This is a genomic window from Kineosporia sp. NBRC 101731 (assembly GCF_030269305.1).
In the GTDB taxonomy this organism is placed as follows: Bacteria; Actinomycetota; Actinomycetes; order Actinomycetales; family Kineosporiaceae; genus Kineosporia.
The window spans coordinates 125,632-141,908 of record NZ_BSTC01000017.1 but is presented as its reverse complement, the minus strand read 5'-3'; the positions used below and the strand labels follow the sequence as shown (position 1 = coordinate 141,908).

Genomic DNA, 16,277 nt, shown 5'->3' with positions numbered 1-16,277 from the left:
CCATCTCGGTGAACGTGGCACCCCGGTAGGACACCACCCGCCGCGGGAGCACCTCGAGGTCTCCGATCATCGCCTCGGTCGCCTCCCGGCCGTGAGTCTCGACATACCCGACGACCACGTCGGTGCCGCGCTCACGACGACGGTGACCCTCCTCGAGCATCTTGTACGTCTTACCCACGCCCGGAGCCGCCCCGAGGTGCACGCGCAGCCGTCCAGGCACGACCTACGCCTCATCCAGGGTCAGGCTGCGCTCCAGCACGTCGGCACCCGGCTCACCGGGGAGGCCCAGGGTCCGGCCGTCGGTGTACTTGCCGATCAGTTTCTCCACAGCAGCAGTGTCCATGCCTCGCTCCGGGGCCCGTGCGCGACCTGCAGGTCACAGCCGTTCCACCTCCCGGACGATCAGGGCCAGGACGCCGAAGAGCGCCCCGGCCACCACCGGACACACCGGGTACACCAGGTCGAGCACGGCCATCCCTCACGTGGCTCGTTCCGTTCGGCTTCCGGCCGGACTGGTGCAAGCACATATCCGCACGATCGGGAAGGGCAGATGCGTTGACGGTTTCTTGACAGATCTTGCAGAGATCCCGACAGCTTCTTGACGCTGATCCCTGCCGGTCGCTGAATATTGGTTTGACCTGGGGTGATCCAAAGCACAAACGGTTGCGGAGACCGGGGGACTCGAGCTGGGAAGCGTCCTCAAACCTCCCTCTAAGTAACCGTCAGTTGCGTGTCGTTACGGATATGGCAGTGGCAATGCAACGGCTATGGGGAATCGATCAAAGCCGACTTAACCTGATTCGGGATTTCGGGAACCGGCTCGTGCCCACGAAGCAACAGCCGGTCCGGGCAGAAAAGGGTGGTCGTGTGATCGCGGTGGAGCGTTGGACAGGACGGGAGACCCGGGCACTTCGCCGGGCTCTGCGGATGACGGTCATCGGGTTCGCCGACCACCTGGGCGTCGCCGTGCGAACGGTGAGCAACTGGGAGTCGCGGGGTGCCGACATCGAGCCGCTTCCGGAGATGCAGGCCGCGCTGGACACCGCACTGAGCCGGGCCAGCCGGGAGTCGGTGCACCGCTTCCAGGCCTTCCTCGGAACCGGTGAGCCGGCCGACTTCGATGCCATGCCGCTGCCGGAGGGGCGCCGTGGTTCCGTGCGGCCGTCCCTGCCGGTCAGCGCCCAGGTCATCGACGAGCTCACCACTCTGCGGGCCTCTCTGGTCCGCTCCGACTCCATGCTGGGCCCGGGTCGCCTGATCGCGACGGTGGGGGAGCAGATGTCGAACGTGCAGGACATGCTGGGTTCCGCACGGGGGGACCTCAGACACCGCGTGTTCGACCTCGCGACCCTCTACGCGGAGTTCCAGGGCTGGTTGTTCGAGGACGCCGGGCAGTCCGTGCGCAGCGTCGTCTGGACCGGGCGCTCCGTGGAGTGGGCCCAGGCCAGTGAGAACACCGACCTGGCCGCGTACACGCTGATGCGCCGGGCCCAGCAGGCGGCCTCCCAGCAGGAGTCGTCGCTGGCGATCGGGCTGAGTGAGGCGGCCGAACGGCGAGCCGGGTCGGCTCCCCGCATCCGCGCCGCGGCGGCCCAGCAACGGGCCGTCGGCCTGGCCATCGAGGGTGACGGCAGCGGCGCCCTGAGTGCCATGGACGACGCGCTCGAGCTGGTGCAGGACGATCCGGGACCGGAGCCGGGTGACCCCTGGTCGCTGGCCGAGTGGTGCACCACCGACTACGTGACCGCACAGCGGGCGAACGTACTGATCACCCTGGGCAAGGCGCAGGAGGCCGTGGACTCCTACGACCGGGCGCTCACCGAGTGGCCGCAGGAGTACCGGCGGGAGCGGGGGTTGCACATGGCCCGTAAGTCCAAGGCCCTGGCCATGCTGCGCCGCATCGACGAGGCCGTGGACGTGGGCAGTCAGGCCCTGGAGATCGGCGTGGACACCGGCTCGCGGCGTACGCTCGACGAACTGCAGGCGATGACCGACGTGGCCGCCGACCAGGACATCGCCGACCGCCGGGTGATCGAGTTCGGCGAGTCGCTGGTGGGGGCCGTGCAGGCGGGGGCGCGGTGACGGCGCTCACGGTGTCGATCGACGAGCTGGTCGGCCGCGACGAGTGGGCGGCGGTGAACGAGCAGGGCCGCCCGTTCGTGGTCTACAAGTTCGCGGCCACGCTCGACGGGCGCATCGCGGCGGCCGACGGCACCAGCCAGTGGATCACCAGCGCCGCCAGCCGGGCCGAGGTGCACCTGTTACGGGCTGGTTGTGACGCGACCGTGGTGGGCTCGGGCACCCAGCGGGCCGACGACCCGCATCTGACGGTGCGGGGCCGTGACGATCCCCGGCTGGACCTGTCCTCGGTGGAGGCATCCGGGCAGCCGTACCGGGTGGTGGTGGACACCAACGCCCGGACCACCTCTGACGCGCGGGTTCTCGATTCATCGGCGCCGACCCTGATCGCGGTGGCGCCGGACGCCCCGACCGGGCACCTGACCGGTTCGTCTGCCGAGGTACTCCGAATTCCTCGTTCATCGCAAGGTCTTTCGGTGCCGGCGTTGCTGGAGACCTTGTACGCGAAGGGAGTGCGGGGGCTCTTTCTCGAAGGCGGGCCCACCTTGGCCGGCTCGTTCATCGCGGCCCGGCTGGTCGATCGCGTGATCAACTACGTGGCGCCGGCGCTGCTGGGTTCGGGCAAGAGCGGTCTGCTCGATGCCGGTATCGGCACGATGGACGAGATCCTGCGCCTCGAACTGCTCGACATCGCCCGTTCCGGGCCGGATCTGCGACTGGTGGCTCGTCCCTACACCGTTGCGCAGGCCTGATCGCGCACGCCCGTGGCCAGGTCGTTGCCGTTCTCGCTGATCACGGTGATCCCGGTGACGGTCGGCTGGGCCGTGTAGGCCAGGTCGGCGGCGGAATCGCAGACCAGGAGGGCCAGATCGGCCTCGTCCTCGTCCAGGGCGGTGCTCACCGCGACGCCGGAGCAGTCGGGCAGTACCTCGATCTGGGTCACCCTCGGGTCGCTCATCGTCTCGGCGAGATCGGTGCCGGTCACGCAGTCGGTCGGGATCACGCCGGACGACGGTGCGGGGGACGGCGGGGTCTCGTCGCCGGTGGTGCTGCAGGCCGTCAGCGTCAGGTGGGTCAGGAGGGCCAGGCCGATCAGGAACCCGGGGGACTTCATGGTCGTGAGCGTAGTGCCTGCCTCGGAACCCCCGCGTGCGCCGCTCGTAGCCGGCCGAGTAGTTCGCCGAGACCACCAGGGGCCCGCGGAGTGTCGCGGCCGCTGGTGGTGACCACGTTGTCCGGGGCCGGGACGACGGGCCAGTCGTTCCGGCGCAGGGCCTCGAGCAGGGCGTGCTCCTCACCCGGCACCTGGTCGGGCCAGCCGCCCACGTCGAGGTAGGCGTCGGCGCGGACCGCGAGGTTGGCCGCGTAGGCGTGCGGGCCGGTGGTGCGCAGCAGGTGGTGGTAGGCCTCGCGGGCATCGTCCTGGGTGTCCGCGTCATCCCACCCGGTGACCTGCACCAGGCCGGTGAGGGCGGCGCTGCGCCGGTTCATGTGCCGCCGGTAACGGTCGATCCAGTCGGCCGGAACCCGGCTGTCGGCGTCGGTGGAGAGCAGCCAGGTACGGTCGAATGACACGCCGTAGGCCGCGAGCAGGCAGAGCCCGGCCATCGTGCCGATCGATCGCGCGGTGGCGACGTTGCCCCGGTCCAGCCGGACCACCATGCCCTCGATCAGTCCGTTGAGTTTCGAGAAACGCTCTCGGGCAACGGTTTCGGTGTTGTCCGTGCAGTGGTGGGCGACCAGGACGATCGCTACCGGTAGGCGGTTGCGCGAGACCGCGGCGATGACCGCGTCGAGACAGTCGCCCACCAGGTCGGCCTCGTTCATGGCGGGGATCACGACGGCGAAGGCTTCGGGTTTCATGGCTTTCTGAAGACGTCGAGGATGAATTCCTCATCCCGGTGGGAGATCAGGTGTCGCCACCCCGGCCGGGAGCGCAGCCAGACATGGGTGTCCTCACCGGAGAGATGGGTGTCGTCGGACGCGTGACGCCAGTGCACGACGATCAGGTCTCCTCCGGGGTCGAGGGCCGTCCAGGCTTGCGACAGCGTCCGTTCCCGGTCGGGAAGAGCCAGGTAGTAGAGGATCTCGGAGAGGACCACGAGATCGGCGGACGAGGGTGGTGGTCCGGCCGGTAAGGGGTGGACGTTCCACTCGACGTTCGGGGGAACGTCACCGGAGCGTGCGGCGGCGATGGCGGTCGGACTGGCGTCGGAAGCGATCACCCGGTCGGCGCGGGCGGCCAGACCTCGGGTGAGTACGCCGATGGAACACGCGGGTTCCCAGGCCGTCCGGTACCTCTCGCGAGGCAGGCAGGCCAGGGTGATCGCGTACTTACGCTGCTCGTACCAGGAATCGCGGTACCCCCAGGGGTCGATGTCTTCCTGGTACCGCTTCTCGAAATCGGTCTCTCGCACGGCGTCTACGGGATTCTCGGCACGAAGAACGGTTCCAGGCCGTCGGCGAAGAGCTCGAGCACGTGGTCGGGCAGCACCGGGCCGTAACCGCTGAAGGGGGAATGAATCTGGCTCTTGTGAGCGAGGATCGCCCGGCGCTTGGCCTGGCGTTCCGCGGCCGACAGGCAAACCACGGTCAGAGTGGCGTCGTCCACCCGGGGGTCGTCGGGCTGGATCGAGTGCCGCATCCAGATCGGGTACTGCCACAGTTCCCGACCGGCCCGGGCCGAAGCGATCCGGGCGGCCCGGCCGACGACCTGGTGATCGGGGTGCGGGTCGTCCGGCCAGGGTGCCAGCACCAGGCCGTCGGCAGGCAGCAGATCGGTGAACCGGTCGGTCAGTTCGTCTTCGTGCGCGGTGGCCTCGCCGTCGGGGATGTCGAGAAAGATCGGCTGGGCGCCCTTCTGGCACAGCTGGCGGATCGCCGCCCAGGTCTCCCGGCGGCGCGTGCGCACCAGGTCGCGCCGCTGCATCGGGCCGGCGCCGGGGTAGCCGGCGGCGCCGTCGGTCACGATCACGACGGTGGGGGTGCAGCCGGCGGTGGTGAGCCGGTGCAGCAGTCCGCCCGCCCCGAGCGACTCGTCGTCGGGATGCGGGGCGATCACCGTCACCGGGCGGCCCGCGACGATCGGCAGCAACCGGGGGGTCGGGGCCGCCTCCAGTTTGGGCCGCCAGAGGTTCGCGGGCAGCCCGCGGGCGGTGACCTCGGTATGGACCTGAATCTGGTCGGTCACCGGAACGTCCTCCCGAGCAGTTCTCCGGTCGCGACCAGGTGGGCGCCGATCTGCTCGTAGTCCGCCTCACCGTGGTGCTGGCGCACGTAGATCTCCAGATCGGCCAGGCGGTGGGCGATCTCGCCGTTGCGGCAGAGGCCGTTGGGGCCGGTGACCCGGGGCGCGCGAGCGAGCACCTCCAGCACCGCCAGTTCCACCGCGGTGCGGGCCGCGGTCATGTCCGCCAAGCTCAGGGGCTGGTCGGGCGAGCTCAGGGGCGGGTCGGTCAGGCTCTGGAGCAGGGCGTCGGCCGAGCTGATTGCCACGGCCATGGCGCCCAGGTGGGCGAGCTGATGAGGGTTGGCCTCACGGGTCTGGTTGCGGAGCAGGGCGTGGAGCAGACCGTGAGCGCCGCCCAGCCAGACCGCGGCCACCCCGGCGCCACCGAGGGTGAAGCCGGGCCGGTCGAGATAGAAGCCGGGGCCGCCGACCGCCGCGTCCTGGGGGACGGGCAGACCGCGCACCTCGATGTCGACGCTGCGGGTGGCGTCCATCCCGAGGGACGGCCAGGTGTCGTCGAGCCGGGTCAGATGACGGGAGCTGACATCGATGTCGACGAGAACCTTGCCTTCGTCGGTGGAGACCACCGTGAGGGCACGGTCGATGAACCAGGCGCCGGAGCAGAACCGCATGGTGCCGTCAACGGTCCAGCCGGTGCCGGCGGCATCGGCCGGGGTGGTGCTGGCGGCGTCGGCCGGGGTGGTGCTGGCGGCGTTGGCCGTAGCGGTGCCGGCGGCGTTGGCCGTAGCGGTGCCGGCGGCGTTGGCCGTAGCGGTCAGGCCGGTGCCGCCGGAGGCGGAGGCCCAGACCCCGTAGACCGCGTCCGGTACCGGCTTGCATCCGGCCTCGTGCAGGATCCGGAGCGCGTCGATGTGTCCCTCGGCCAGCCGGCCCACGGTCAGGTCAGCGTGACCGAGCGCGGCCAGTGTCTGCCAGAGCGGCAGCAGCGGGCCGGTCGGTAGTTCGGCCCCGAGCGTCTGCACCACGGCGCGGACGGCATCGGCGACCCGGTCGGCCGCGTCCGGGGCGGAGCGGTCGACGGGTTCCCCCTCTCCCCCGGAGAGCAAGGTGTTCGGCCCGGCGCCGGGCCACGAGAACAGGTTCGTTGCAGCCCGGCCCGGGGGTGCGGTCAGGGTCGGATCTGTCAGCACTCCCACGCGATGAATCCTGAACCCCGCGCGGTGATCCGGCCCGTCCAGATGTCCCCCACGGCCGAAGGGGAAGATGTCTGGGTTAGATGAGGTTGTCGAGTCGCTGCAGGACGAAGTCCGGCACGGCGTAGGTGAGGCCCCCGATGACGATGTAGATGCCGTCGGCCTCGCTCCGCCACACCACGTCGTCCACGGGCAGCGGGGTGCCCGGGCGCAGCAGCCAGTCGCGGAAGTCTCCACGGTCGATGACGGCGCGCTTACGGGTGCCGTAGGTGATCGTCAGTTCGGACAGTGCGACATCGACGACCACCGTGCCGACGCGCCAGCCACGGCCGTTCTTCGCATCGAAGCTGAGTCGTCCGGTCCAGGCCTCGAGGTTGATCATCACCGCGCTCTCGCGGACCGGGCTGTAGCTGGTCGAGACACCCCCGACGGTGCTCGTGATCCTGCTGACCTCGCTCATGACCAGACCTCCATGACCTGTGTATCGGTGGTGCTTCGCACTGCTGCCGTCACTCCCGTCAAAGAGTCACTGGGGGCGCTATCGGTTAAGGACCGCCTCCCGTTACGGGCCGCGATTAAATGACCCGTACGGACGGCTAATGCCTCGTCCGGACGTATGAAGATTCGACACAGCGTTTCCGTGAGATTCCTGGAAGTCACCGGCAGATTTCCCGGTTCACAACAGTTTCGGTGCAGTTCTTTGTGTCTGTTCTGTGCGGATTTTTTCCGGTATTCCGGCATGGTGAGGTACCCCGAGGGGTCGCCGGATCGCACCGGCATGGCCACCACGCCTATCCGCTTGCACGGATGGATGGCGAGGTTGCGTCCCCCGACGCTCACCGCAGATCTGCTGATTCCCCGTTGCTCCCGCTGCAGGCCCGGCGGTGCGTGTTCTGGCGAGCGAGCGGGAACGAGCCGGCGCCGGGACGGGTGGAGGGTGTCGGCGGGTGACTGTCACCCGTCCCGGCGCTGTTCCAAGAGCATTGCGCCCGCTCGGCTCCGGCGTACAGCAGTCGGGGGGAACGGCTCTGCTGCTGGGCACTGCCTATCGCCGGTGACTCGTCGGGCTAGGCGGCTCGGCAAGGCGGTTGTGCATAAGCCTCTAATGAGGACAAACAGGATGTCCTCGTGGGGTGCCTAGTCGCGCTAGTCGGCTTGGCTACATTCTTTTTGAGTCGTTAGCCAATCCGTGACGGATCCCCTACCGTCGGTCAAGACGGGGAAAACGGGGAAACAGGAGTCGAGCGATGAACGTGGAACCAAGAAGTCCACTGCCCGCCGACGAGGTCTGGGAACGTCTGGACATGCGCCGCGCGCTCGCGGCCCGTGATCTGGGCACAGTCTTCCGGTTGCTTCAGAAACACGGCACCTCACAGCGAACCATCGCGGCCCTCACCGGGATGTCTTCGTCCGAGGTCTACGAGGTTCTCCGGGGGCGCCGGGTGATGGCGTACGAGGTGCTCTGCCGGGTGGCCGACGGTTTCGGCGTGCCGCGCGGGTATCTCGGCCTCGCCTACGACACCGACACGGCGACGTGGCTGGACCAGAACCTGGTGCCGGCCCAGACCCGCACCGACCACGAGGACGACACCCGTGGGCACGCGCTCCTGGCCTACGCGGCCGAGGTCACGGTGGGGACGGCCGGCGAACTGTCCGCGGAGTGGGCCTCGGTCCCGGCCGCAGCGACCCCGCTGCCCGGCCAGATCGGCCCCGAAGACGTCGAGCAGGCCGAGGCGGTCACGGCTCAGCTGCGTCACCTCGACTACCGGTTCGGCGGTGGAGCCTGCCGCGATGCCGTGGCCGCCCACGCCCGCTGGGTGGACAAGCTGTGCGAGCTGCCCTCCCGGCCGGCGACTCAGACCCAGCTGCTGGTGGCCGCCGCCGACGTGCACAACCTGGCCGGCTGGACCGCCTTCGACGTCGGTCTCTACAACGTCGCCGGGCGGCACCTCGCCCTGGCCCTCGACTTCGCCCGCCAGGCCAAGGTGCCCTCGCTGACGGCCAACGTGCTGTATCGCGCCGGCCGGGTCTATCTGCACCGCAAGCGTGTCGGCGAGGCGCTGCGCTTCTTCCAGCTCGGTCAGCTCGCCGCGCAGGACTCCGGCTCGCGCCGCACCGTGGCCATGCTGTGCGCCAACATCGCCTGGACCTACGCCGAGATGGGCGACGAGGCCCAGGCCATCACCCACCTCAACCGGGCCCAGGACGAGTTCGACCGGGCCGGGGACGCCGACCAGGAGCCCTGGGTGCAGTTCTTCCACGAGCTCGACGTCCTGGCCCTCGACGGCATGACCAAGCTCGCGATGGCCCGGCACAACGACGCCTATGCGGCCCCGGCCCGCCAGGCGCTGGAGCGCAGCGTGGCTCAGCGCACCGACGGCATGGCCCGCAGTCTGGCGTTCGAGCAGGGCGCGCTGGCCACGGCCTGCCTCCTGACGAAAGACACCCAGGCCGCACTGGAGTTCGGCGACCAAGCCCTGGAACAGGCCCACCGACTGCGCTCGCGCCGGGTCACCGACCGGCTGGCCCCGCTGGGCCGGCTGGCCGTCAGCGTGGCCGACCGTGGCCCGAACGGTGACGCGGTCCGCGATCTGGGCCTGCGGATCGAGCAGGTTCTCGCCTCGTGAACCCGGCCGACCCCAGTCCCGGGCTCGATCGCCCTGCGATGGATCCGGCGGAGATCACCGCGACGGTGAATGCCGCCTGCCGACTGCTGGACCTGGATCCCCGGGGCCACACCGTTCTGAAGTTCACCAACAACGCGGTGCTGCGCCTGCCCCGCTCCGGGGTGGTGCTCCGCATCGCCGGTTCCGCCGCCGTGGGGGAGCGGGCCCGGCGGGTGGTGCACGTCGCCCGGCTGCTCGAACAGCACGGAGTGCCTGCGGTACGGCTGTTCCAGCCATCCGGTCAGCCGGACGACCAGCCACTGATGATCCGTGGGCACGAGGTGACGGTCTGGCACGATGTCCGGCCCGTGCGTGACCCGGTGCCCGACGATCTCGCAGCCCTGTTGCAGGCGGTGCACGCCGTACCGCTCCAGGCCCCGGCGGCCCCGGTGGTACCGGCCCGGCGGGGTCGTAGCCGTAGACGTCCCTCGGTACCGGGTCAGAACACCGGCCCGATGCCGTCGGCCGCCGCGTCGTCCCCGTCCCTGGTGCGGTGGGGCCCGGTGGCGGGCATCCGCCGGCGCATCGCCTCGGCGGGGCAGTTGCCGCTCGACGACCTGGCCTTCCTCCAGGCCGAGACCGATGCGGTGGCACTGGACCTGGCCGCGCTGAACGATCTCGAATCATTGCTGCCGGCCGGGCTGATCCACGGCGATTCGTTTCTCGGCAACGTGATCGTCGGCGAGAACGGTCCGGTGCTGTGCGATTTCGACTCCACCTGCTGGGGTCCGCGGGAGTGGGACCTGACCCCGATCGCGGTCGGCGCGCTGCGGTTCGACTACGGCGGCGACCTCGCCGCGCGCTTCGCCCAGGCCTACGGGAAGGACGTGCAGTCCTGGCCGGGGTTCCCGGTGCTGCGCCGGCTGCGTGAGCTGCAGCTGGTCACCAGCGTACTTCCGGTGCTGGCGGCGAACCCGGGGTTGCATCCGCAGTGGCGGTTCCGGGTCGACAGCCTCCGGAGGGGAGACGCCGCGGCCCGCTGGAGCACCTACGGCAAGGTCGCAGCCTAGGGTCTCGTTCGCAGAGCGGGTCGGGTCCGTCGGGCCCGGCCCGTTTTCGCTGGGCGGGGCCGGTTCACCGGTCCGGCTCATCAAATTGTCGGTGGCCGTTGGTAGCGTCCGCGACGTGAGTTGGACGAAGACCGCGAGCGGGCACGAAGTGGCTCTTGTCGATGGCCGCGTCAGGTGCCGTAACCAGGCCGGTCGCCTGTTGAAGGGTGTCCCGGCCTCTCTGAAAGACGATCCGGTCGTGGTGCAGCTGCGCCAGACCGTCGAGTGGCTCGCCCGGCACGAGGCGAGCTGTCTCGTCCAGGTCGAGACCTGGATGGTCCGCTCGCTGCCGGTGCCGCTGGGAGTGCTGGCCGAGGTCTGGCCGGACGAGTCCTGGCAGCGTGCCCTGCGTGACCTGGTCGTGCGTCCTCTGACAGCGTCGGCCGACCCGTCCTCCGGCGGTGAGGTCGGCCTGCTGCGGGCGGTCGATGCGGAGAAGGGTATCGGTCTGGTCACGCTCGACGGCGACACGGTGTTCGTGCCCGCCCGGGCCGTCGCGGTCCCGCATCCGGTGCTGCTGCCCGATCTCGACGAGCTGCGTGAGTTCGTTGCCGACCTCCAGGTGGAACAGGCTGTCTCACAGTTGTTCCGGGAGATCGCGCCGCGCCCGGCCGGACTGCGCGCCCGCGACACCTCGGTCAGTGACTGGGCCAACGGCGAGTTCGACCAGCTGCGGCATCTCACCGGCCGGGCCACCTCCCAGGGCTACGCCGTGCGCGGTGGCTACGCCTCCCTGCGCATCTGGGAAGACGGGCACGCCCTGGACGCCCGCTACTGGCTCGGTTCCGACGATCCTGAGTCTCCTGCCTGGACAGGCGAACTCGGCTGGGTCGACGAGCAGTCCCGGCCGGTGCCCCTGACCGGGGTCGGGCCGGTGGCCTGGTCCGAGGGGGCCCGGATGGCCGCGCGCATCCACGCGGGCCGCAAGACCGACGACGAAGATGCGTGAAGGGCGTTCGGGCATGAGCAGAGAGCTGCGTAGCCGGCTGATCGAGGCCGGGGCGATCGTGGTCCCGGAGCACACCGATTCCCCGGATTTCCCGGGAGGAGGAGAGCCCGGTGCCACCGATACGGTGACGGCCCGGGCCTACCGTCATCCGGCACTCGGCGAGCGCGTCGTGGTGCGACTGGTGCCCGAAACCCTGGGCCAGGCTGAAGACCTGGCGCTGGAGTTCCTCGGGTTCGAGGTCTCCCGTCCGCCGGTTCCCCTCGGCACCGGCCGGCGTCAGGCCCTCGGGTTCCCGGCCTGGGCGCTGATCAACGACCCGGCCAACGGCCACCATGCCCTGGCCCTGGTGAAAGACATCGAGCGGCTCGCCCGGCAGGCCAAGAGCCGCCCCGGAGCCGCGAGAGAGGGTTTCGACGAGCTCGCCGCCCGGCTCGGAGCCTCGGTGCCGCATTTCCTGCCCACCTTCTACGAGCAGGCCGGGCGGGCGTTCATCGCGGTCGACAACAAGCAGGGCGCCGCCACGATGTTCGGCAAGGCGCGCGAGGCCGAACGGGTCTACGCCCTGCCGATCGACGAGAACCGTCAGCGAGACGTTTTCCTGGAGTTCGCTTTCAACGGGGCGCTGAACGCCAAGTCGCTCACCCAGTACGCCAAGGACCTCGCCGGCCGCACCGACCCGGTGGCCGCGTACGAGCTGTTCCGCCAGGTCTGCGCCGAGCGGGTCGCGGGCGGTCTGCCGCCCTACGCCGGTATGGCCGACGACCTGCGCCGCCTGATCAAGGCAGCGAAGCTCGACCAGGGGCAGCAGGAAGAGCGGGTCATCGCCGACCTGCTCGAGTCACCGGCCCTGCCGCACGCGCCGTTGCCGTTCTGGAAGTCCTACGCTCCCGCCCTGAAACGGCTCGCTGAGCACGACCCGGTGATCCGCGGTCGGCTGCTTGCCCTCTTCCCCCGCGCCGAGCAGGGCGGCACCGAGGATTTCTGGTTCGACCTGCTCCACGAGGCCGGCGCGCTCGCCGGGCTGATCGAGACCGAGGGCGTCGACCAGAAGGCCCGTTCCGACGACGGTTCCTCCGGCTGGCTGGTCCGGGCCGCGGCCTGGCGGGCCCGCGGCTGGCGCAACACCCGGCGATCGGCCCGTCTGCTCGACCTGGTGCAGCGCATGGAGTCCCGGCTGAAGGCCGAGAACCAGCCGCTGCGGCTGCTCGGGGCCGGGATCGACCTCGACCTGCTCGACCTGGTGCTCCATCTCGGCCTGAGCGTCGAGCTGCCCGAAGACCGTTCGGTGCCAATGTTCCCGTTGCAGCGCTGGCGCCGCGACGACTCACCCGGCCGGCGAGACCTGGCCGCCCTGGCCGAGGCCGACTGGGCCCGGCAACCGATGCGGCTGGGTCTGAACGAGGCCCTGCGGGGCGGCTACGGAGTGGGCCGCGACGGCGCCGGGCGTCTGCCCCTCGACCACGTGCGGGTGTTCTACGAGACCCGGGGCACCCGCGGGGCGCTCGCCACCTGGCTGGAAGAGGCGGCCGACGAGGTCGACGAGGGAGGACTGCCCGCTCTGAGCGCTGCTCTCGACCGGTTGCAGCCGGCGGCGCACGGCGAGGTGTTCGGGGTGCGCCCGCAGACCCACGCCCGGATCGCCGGGGTCGACGTCGCCGAGATCCTGGCCCGTACCCTGCGCATCGGGCTGCTCGACGAATTCGGCTGGCCTGCCCTCGAGCAGGCCGTCACCGAGTTCCCCGAGCCGAAGCAGCACCCGAACGGCTGGACAGAGGAGGCCTTCTCGGTCACCGACTCGTGGCCCGAGCTGATCCTGCACAACAAGGTGATGGCGATCGTGGTGGGCCCCCACGAGGTGTTGCTGCGTCACACCTTCCGCATCCCGGCCGACGTACCGGGCTACTACTCACGGTCCGTCGTCCACGTCGACGGGCAGCTGCTGGTGACCTGGCAGAGCAGCGACGGCATGCACGGGTACTGGAGCGACCGTCCCGACGAGGTCTTCCGGGCCGGTAACGACCAGCCCCATCATTATTTCAGCCGGTTCGGCACGTCGTTGCCGCTGCCCGACGGTGGGCGGACCTTCGGCGGTCGCCCGCTGCTACCCGGTGACCGGGTCGTGGGAAAGGTCCGCGACGTGGCCACCGACGGCTCCGGCTGGTGGAGACTGGAGGGGGAGGGGTACTCCGGGCGGTCGTGGCGTGAGTACGACCCGGCGACGGGGGATCCGGGGCGCCGATCGCGTCCGGCCTTCTTCGAGGCCGGACTCGCGGCCGAGGGGGCTGAGCTCGCCGACGACTGGTGTGCCCTGGCCCCGCTGCGGCCCGGGCTGGAGGGCACTCCGTTCGGCGCGGCCGACGGTCTGCTCGGCTGGCGTTCGGTGCGGCAGGAAGACGGTTCGCTCGAGGCTGTCTCGGTGACCGGTGAGGTGGCCCGGCTGAGCGCGCGGCTGACGGGCTCGGCCTGGATGAGTCATCAGGCCGCTGCGCTCGGCCCGATCCGGATGCCCGGCGGCGGTGAGCCCGCGGCTCTGCTGGCCAGTGGGCGGGCCGGTGGCATCACCTTCACCGACGGCGAGGCTCGGGGCGCCGAGCTGGTCACGGGCCGGCGCGGGGCCGAGGCGGTCTACGCCCGGGGTACGGCGTACATTCCGCCGGTGGCGTTCTGGCACGCGTTGCGCGCCCGCGACGAGAACGGTTCCGCGGTGCTGCGGGCCATCACCCGGGAGCAGGGCCGGGCTCTGCTCGACGGAGCCCGGAAGGGGAAAGCGGTCAAGGCCGTTCGTGCGGTTCTGCCCGGGATCGGCGACGAGCGACTGGTTCTGGGTGTGGCCGGGGTGGCCGAGGCGGCGGCCGAGCAGGTGCAGCGCATCACCGCTCTGCCCCGGCCCGTCACCACGGGCGTCGTGGAGATCAAGCCGCGTCCAGTCACCGGGGAGGTGATCCTTCCCGAAGAGACCCCGGCCGTCGATCCGGTTCCGGGGCAGGGTATTCCGGTGCCTCCCCAGGCGACCGACGCGGATCTGCAACGGTCGCTCGGCGGGCTCACCGACGTCCGTAGTTATTACTGGAGCCGCTCCCACGAGACCCCCGACGCGATCGTGAACCTGAAGGGTGTGGTCGCCGCGGTCACCGGCGGGCCGCCGAAAAAGGGCCTACTGTCGAAGGTCGGCCTGGGCCGCCAGCGGACCGCGGTGGTCGAGGTGCCGTCGACGTCGGTCGACTGGAGCCCGGTGATCGGTGGTCTGGGGGCCCTGGCCCTGAGGGCCGGGCTGGCCACCACCCCGGCGGACGACCGGGCGGCGCTGCTGGTGCTACTCGCCGCCGTGGCGCAAACCCCGCTCGCCGAGCAGGACGGGCACTGGCGTCGGCTGAGGCTGACCTCCCCGCAGCCGTCCTCGACCAACGACGTCGAACTCGGCACGCTGCTGCCGACCCGGGGCGGCCAGGCGTTCGCCCAGAGCTGGGGGAACGAGTATCTCGACGGCGCCTACCGCGGCGTGCTCACAGCGATCGAGTACGTGCCCGGGCGGGGAGATTTCGGCCCGGTCGAGGGCTTCTCGATCGCCGGTTCGCGCGAGGGGTGGGGCTGGGGCGGTCAGCAGCGTCTGCGACAGATGCTCGAGCTGGTCGAGACCCGTGGACCGGCCCCCTGGCGGTCGGAGGCCGTCGATGAACTGGTGCGGGAGACCGGGCTCACCCGGGTCGAGGCGTCTTTGCTGCTGACCGGTCTGCTGCGGATCGACACGTACGAGAACAACTTCCTGCCCAAGCCGGTGCGCGAGCAGCTGGGGCTGAAGGTGGCCGAGGCGAAGGCGGCCCGGGACTCGCTGCACCGGATGCTCACGACCGCCGACCGATTGCACCTGCTCGGGGCGGCCATGCCCGAGCAGCCGGCCGATCTCTGGGAGAAGGGGCCCGACGTCGGACGGCTGGCCCAGGAATGGAACACCCGGTTCGGCCGCCGGGTGCCGGTGCCCGACGTCCTGGTCGCCGATCTGGCAGCAGCCCGTAAGAACACTTACAGCGGTGCGGGTGACGCGTCCGCGGTGTTGCAGGGCATGGTGGCTCCGGAGTCCACGCCCTGGCTCACCACCGATGTGCAGTGCCGGATGGAGGAGCACCGGGTGGTGTACGACGGGGAGAAGGCGAAGAACCCCGGCGATGCCTTCCGGGATTCGCACCTGGCCGACACCGTCATCGGGATGCTCTGGCTGGCGTATCGGTTGCCGCTGGGCGACCCGATCCGTGCCGTCCTGCCCCGGGTGTACGAGGCGCTGCGGCAGCGGCTCGACAATCCTGATCTGCTGCTGTCGTTCGCCGCCGGGCAGCCGGAGGCCGGGCTGGACGGTCTGCGCCAGGTCTACGGTCTGCCACCGGCGCCGACCGGTCAGCCCCGGTCGACGGAGACCTGGGAACTGGGTGGCGCCGGCTACCTGGTCAGCAGGCCGGGGCTGACGCAGGTGTACGTCCGTCCGAACGCGCTGCACTCGGACGGCGCGCCCCTGCTGGGACTGGCGGGCACTCCGGCCGGGCGCCAGGGGGCCGCTCTGCTGATCGCCCAAGGGACCGGACTGGCCCGGCTGGTGGACGAACTCCGGGCGGAGTCCCCGGAGAACTCGGGATGGCTGCAGGATCCGCTGGTCAGCGTGCCCGAACTGGTGGACCGGGTGAGCGACCGACTGGGCCTGGACGAGAATGCGGCCCGGCTGTACCTGCAACTGCTGGCGCTGCCCGACCCGACCGACAAGAACGTGAGGCTCTGGAACGGCTGGACCCCCCGGGTGCTGAAGGCGGCCACAGCGGCGCTGCTCGGGGCCGGGCTGGTGGTCGAGGGGCAGCGGGCCCGGGCCGGCCGTGGAGTGTTCCTGCCCTCGGCCTGGCTTCCGGTGAAGGCGCCGGGACTGCCGGTGGAGGCATGGAAGGTGCCCATGCTCGGGCTGCTGGCCGACGGTACGTCACCGCTGGACCTGGGGGTGCCGGTCACGTCGGTGCGAGAGCTCTACGGCACGGCGTGGGAACGGGTGGTCGCCGATGACGGGCCGAGGATGGATGCGCTCCGCACGGGACGGGATGCGCGGCGATGAGATCGGGGAAGGGGTGCCGGTGTGCGTGGTGAGGCGCTGGGCCCGGTCGATGCGGCCGTGGCCCG

Annotated in this window: 12 protein-coding genes and 2 pseudogenes; 6 read left to right on the top strand and 8 right to left on the bottom strand. The window is 70.6% G+C overall.

Annotated elements, in window-relative coordinates:
• Positions 1 to 160 (bottom strand): annotated as a pseudogene (locus QSK05_RS32060) (sensor histidine kinase KdpD); the annotation flags it as partial.
• Positions 161 to 223: 63 nt separating this feature from the next.
• A pseudogene (locus QSK05_RS32055) lies at positions 224 to 346 on the bottom strand (potassium-transporting ATPase subunit C); the annotation flags it as partial.
• A gap of 530 nt (positions 347 to 876) precedes the next feature.
• On the opposite strand from QSK05_RS32055, the gene QSK05_RS32050 reads away from it, so the two are divergent.
• Together QSK05_RS32050 and QSK05_RS32045 are read left to right on the top strand one after the other, a co-directional pair.
• The gene (locus tag QSK05_RS32050) at positions 877 to 2,082 is read left to right on the top strand and encodes an NsdA family TPR-like regulatory protein (RefSeq protein WP_285601145.1); all 1,206 of its coding nucleotides are present in this window, start codon (positions 877 to 879) and stop codon (positions 2,080 to 2,082) included.
• Positions 2,079 to 2,831: a RibD family protein gene (locus tag QSK05_RS32045; RefSeq protein WP_285601144.1), complete on the top strand. Its 753-nt coding sequence runs from the start codon at positions 2,079 to 2,081 to the stop codon at positions 2,829 to 2,831. The genes QSK05_RS32050 and QSK05_RS32045 overlap by 4 nt, the downstream gene beginning before the upstream one ends.
• Here the strand turns inward: QSK05_RS32045 and QSK05_RS32040 are convergent.
• The 6 genes from QSK05_RS32040 to QSK05_RS32015 form a co-directional block, all read right to left on the bottom strand.
• Positions 2,810 to 3,193: a hypothetical protein gene (locus QSK05_RS32040; protein ID WP_285601143.1), complete on the bottom strand. Its 384-nt coding sequence runs from the start codon at positions 3,191 to 3,193 to the stop codon at positions 2,810 to 2,812. The two genes, QSK05_RS32045 and QSK05_RS32040, sit on opposite strands and share 22 nt — an antisense overlap.
• Positions 3,190 to 3,942 (bottom strand): glycosyltransferase family 2 protein, encoded by a 753-nt coding sequence (locus tag QSK05_RS32035; RefSeq protein ID WP_285601142.1) that lies wholly within the window; start codon positions 3,940 to 3,942, stop codon positions 3,190 to 3,192. The genes QSK05_RS32040 and QSK05_RS32035 overlap by 4 nt, the downstream gene beginning before the upstream one ends.
• Positions 3,939 to 4,496, bottom strand: coding sequence for a class I SAM-dependent methyltransferase (locus QSK05_RS32030; RefSeq protein WP_285601141.1), 558 nt, complete (start codon positions 4,494 to 4,496; stop codon positions 3,939 to 3,941). Before QSK05_RS32030 ends, QSK05_RS32035 begins: the two co-directional genes overlap by 4 nt.
• 5 nt (positions 4,497 to 4,501) lie before the next feature.
• Positions 4,502 to 5,269, bottom strand: a complete 768-nt coding sequence (locus QSK05_RS32025) for a PIG-L deacetylase family protein (protein WP_285601140.1) — start codon at positions 5,267 to 5,269, stop codon at positions 4,502 to 4,504.
• On the bottom strand, positions 5,266 to 6,465 hold the full coding sequence (locus QSK05_RS32020) for an acyl-CoA dehydrogenase family protein (RefSeq protein WP_285601139.1): 1,200 nt from the start codon (positions 6,463 to 6,465) through the stop codon (positions 5,266 to 5,268). Before QSK05_RS32020 ends, QSK05_RS32025 begins: the two co-directional genes overlap by 4 nt.
• Positions 6,466 to 6,541: 76 nt before the next feature.
• The gene (locus tag QSK05_RS32015) at positions 6,542 to 6,922 is read right to left on the bottom strand and encodes a hypothetical protein (RefSeq protein WP_285601138.1); all 381 of its coding nucleotides are present in this window, start codon (positions 6,920 to 6,922) and stop codon (positions 6,542 to 6,544) included.
• A 787-nt stretch (positions 6,923 to 7,709) separates the two neighbouring features.
• On the opposite strand from QSK05_RS32015, the gene QSK05_RS32010 reads away from it, so the two are divergent.
• The 4 genes from QSK05_RS32010 to QSK05_RS31995 all read left to right on the top strand — a co-directional run bounded on the left by QSK05_RS32010 (position 7,710) and on the right by QSK05_RS31995 (position 16,212).
• Positions 7,710 to 9,089, top strand: a complete 1,380-nt coding sequence (locus QSK05_RS32010; RefSeq protein ID WP_285601137.1) for an NsdA family TPR-like regulatory protein — start codon at positions 7,710 to 7,712, stop codon at positions 9,087 to 9,089.
• Positions 9,090 to 9,127: 38 nt separating this feature from the next.
• Positions 9,128 to 10,138, top strand: a complete 1,011-nt coding sequence (locus QSK05_RS32005; RefSeq protein ID WP_285601136.1) for an aminoglycoside phosphotransferase family protein — start codon at positions 9,128 to 9,130, stop codon at positions 10,136 to 10,138.
• Positions 10,139 to 10,253: 115 nt separating this feature from the next.
• A complete protein-coding gene (locus QSK05_RS32000; RefSeq protein ID WP_285601135.1) occupies positions 10,254 to 11,126 on the top strand; it encodes a DUF4132 domain-containing protein in 873 nt (290 codons plus the stop codon).
• Positions 11,127 to 11,139: 13 nt separating this feature from the next.
• Positions 11,140 to 16,212 (top strand): hypothetical protein, encoded by a 5,073-nt coding sequence (locus QSK05_RS31995; RefSeq protein WP_285601134.1) that lies wholly within the window; start codon positions 11,140 to 11,142, stop codon positions 16,210 to 16,212.
• Positions 16,213 to 16,277: the final 65 nt, after the last annotated feature.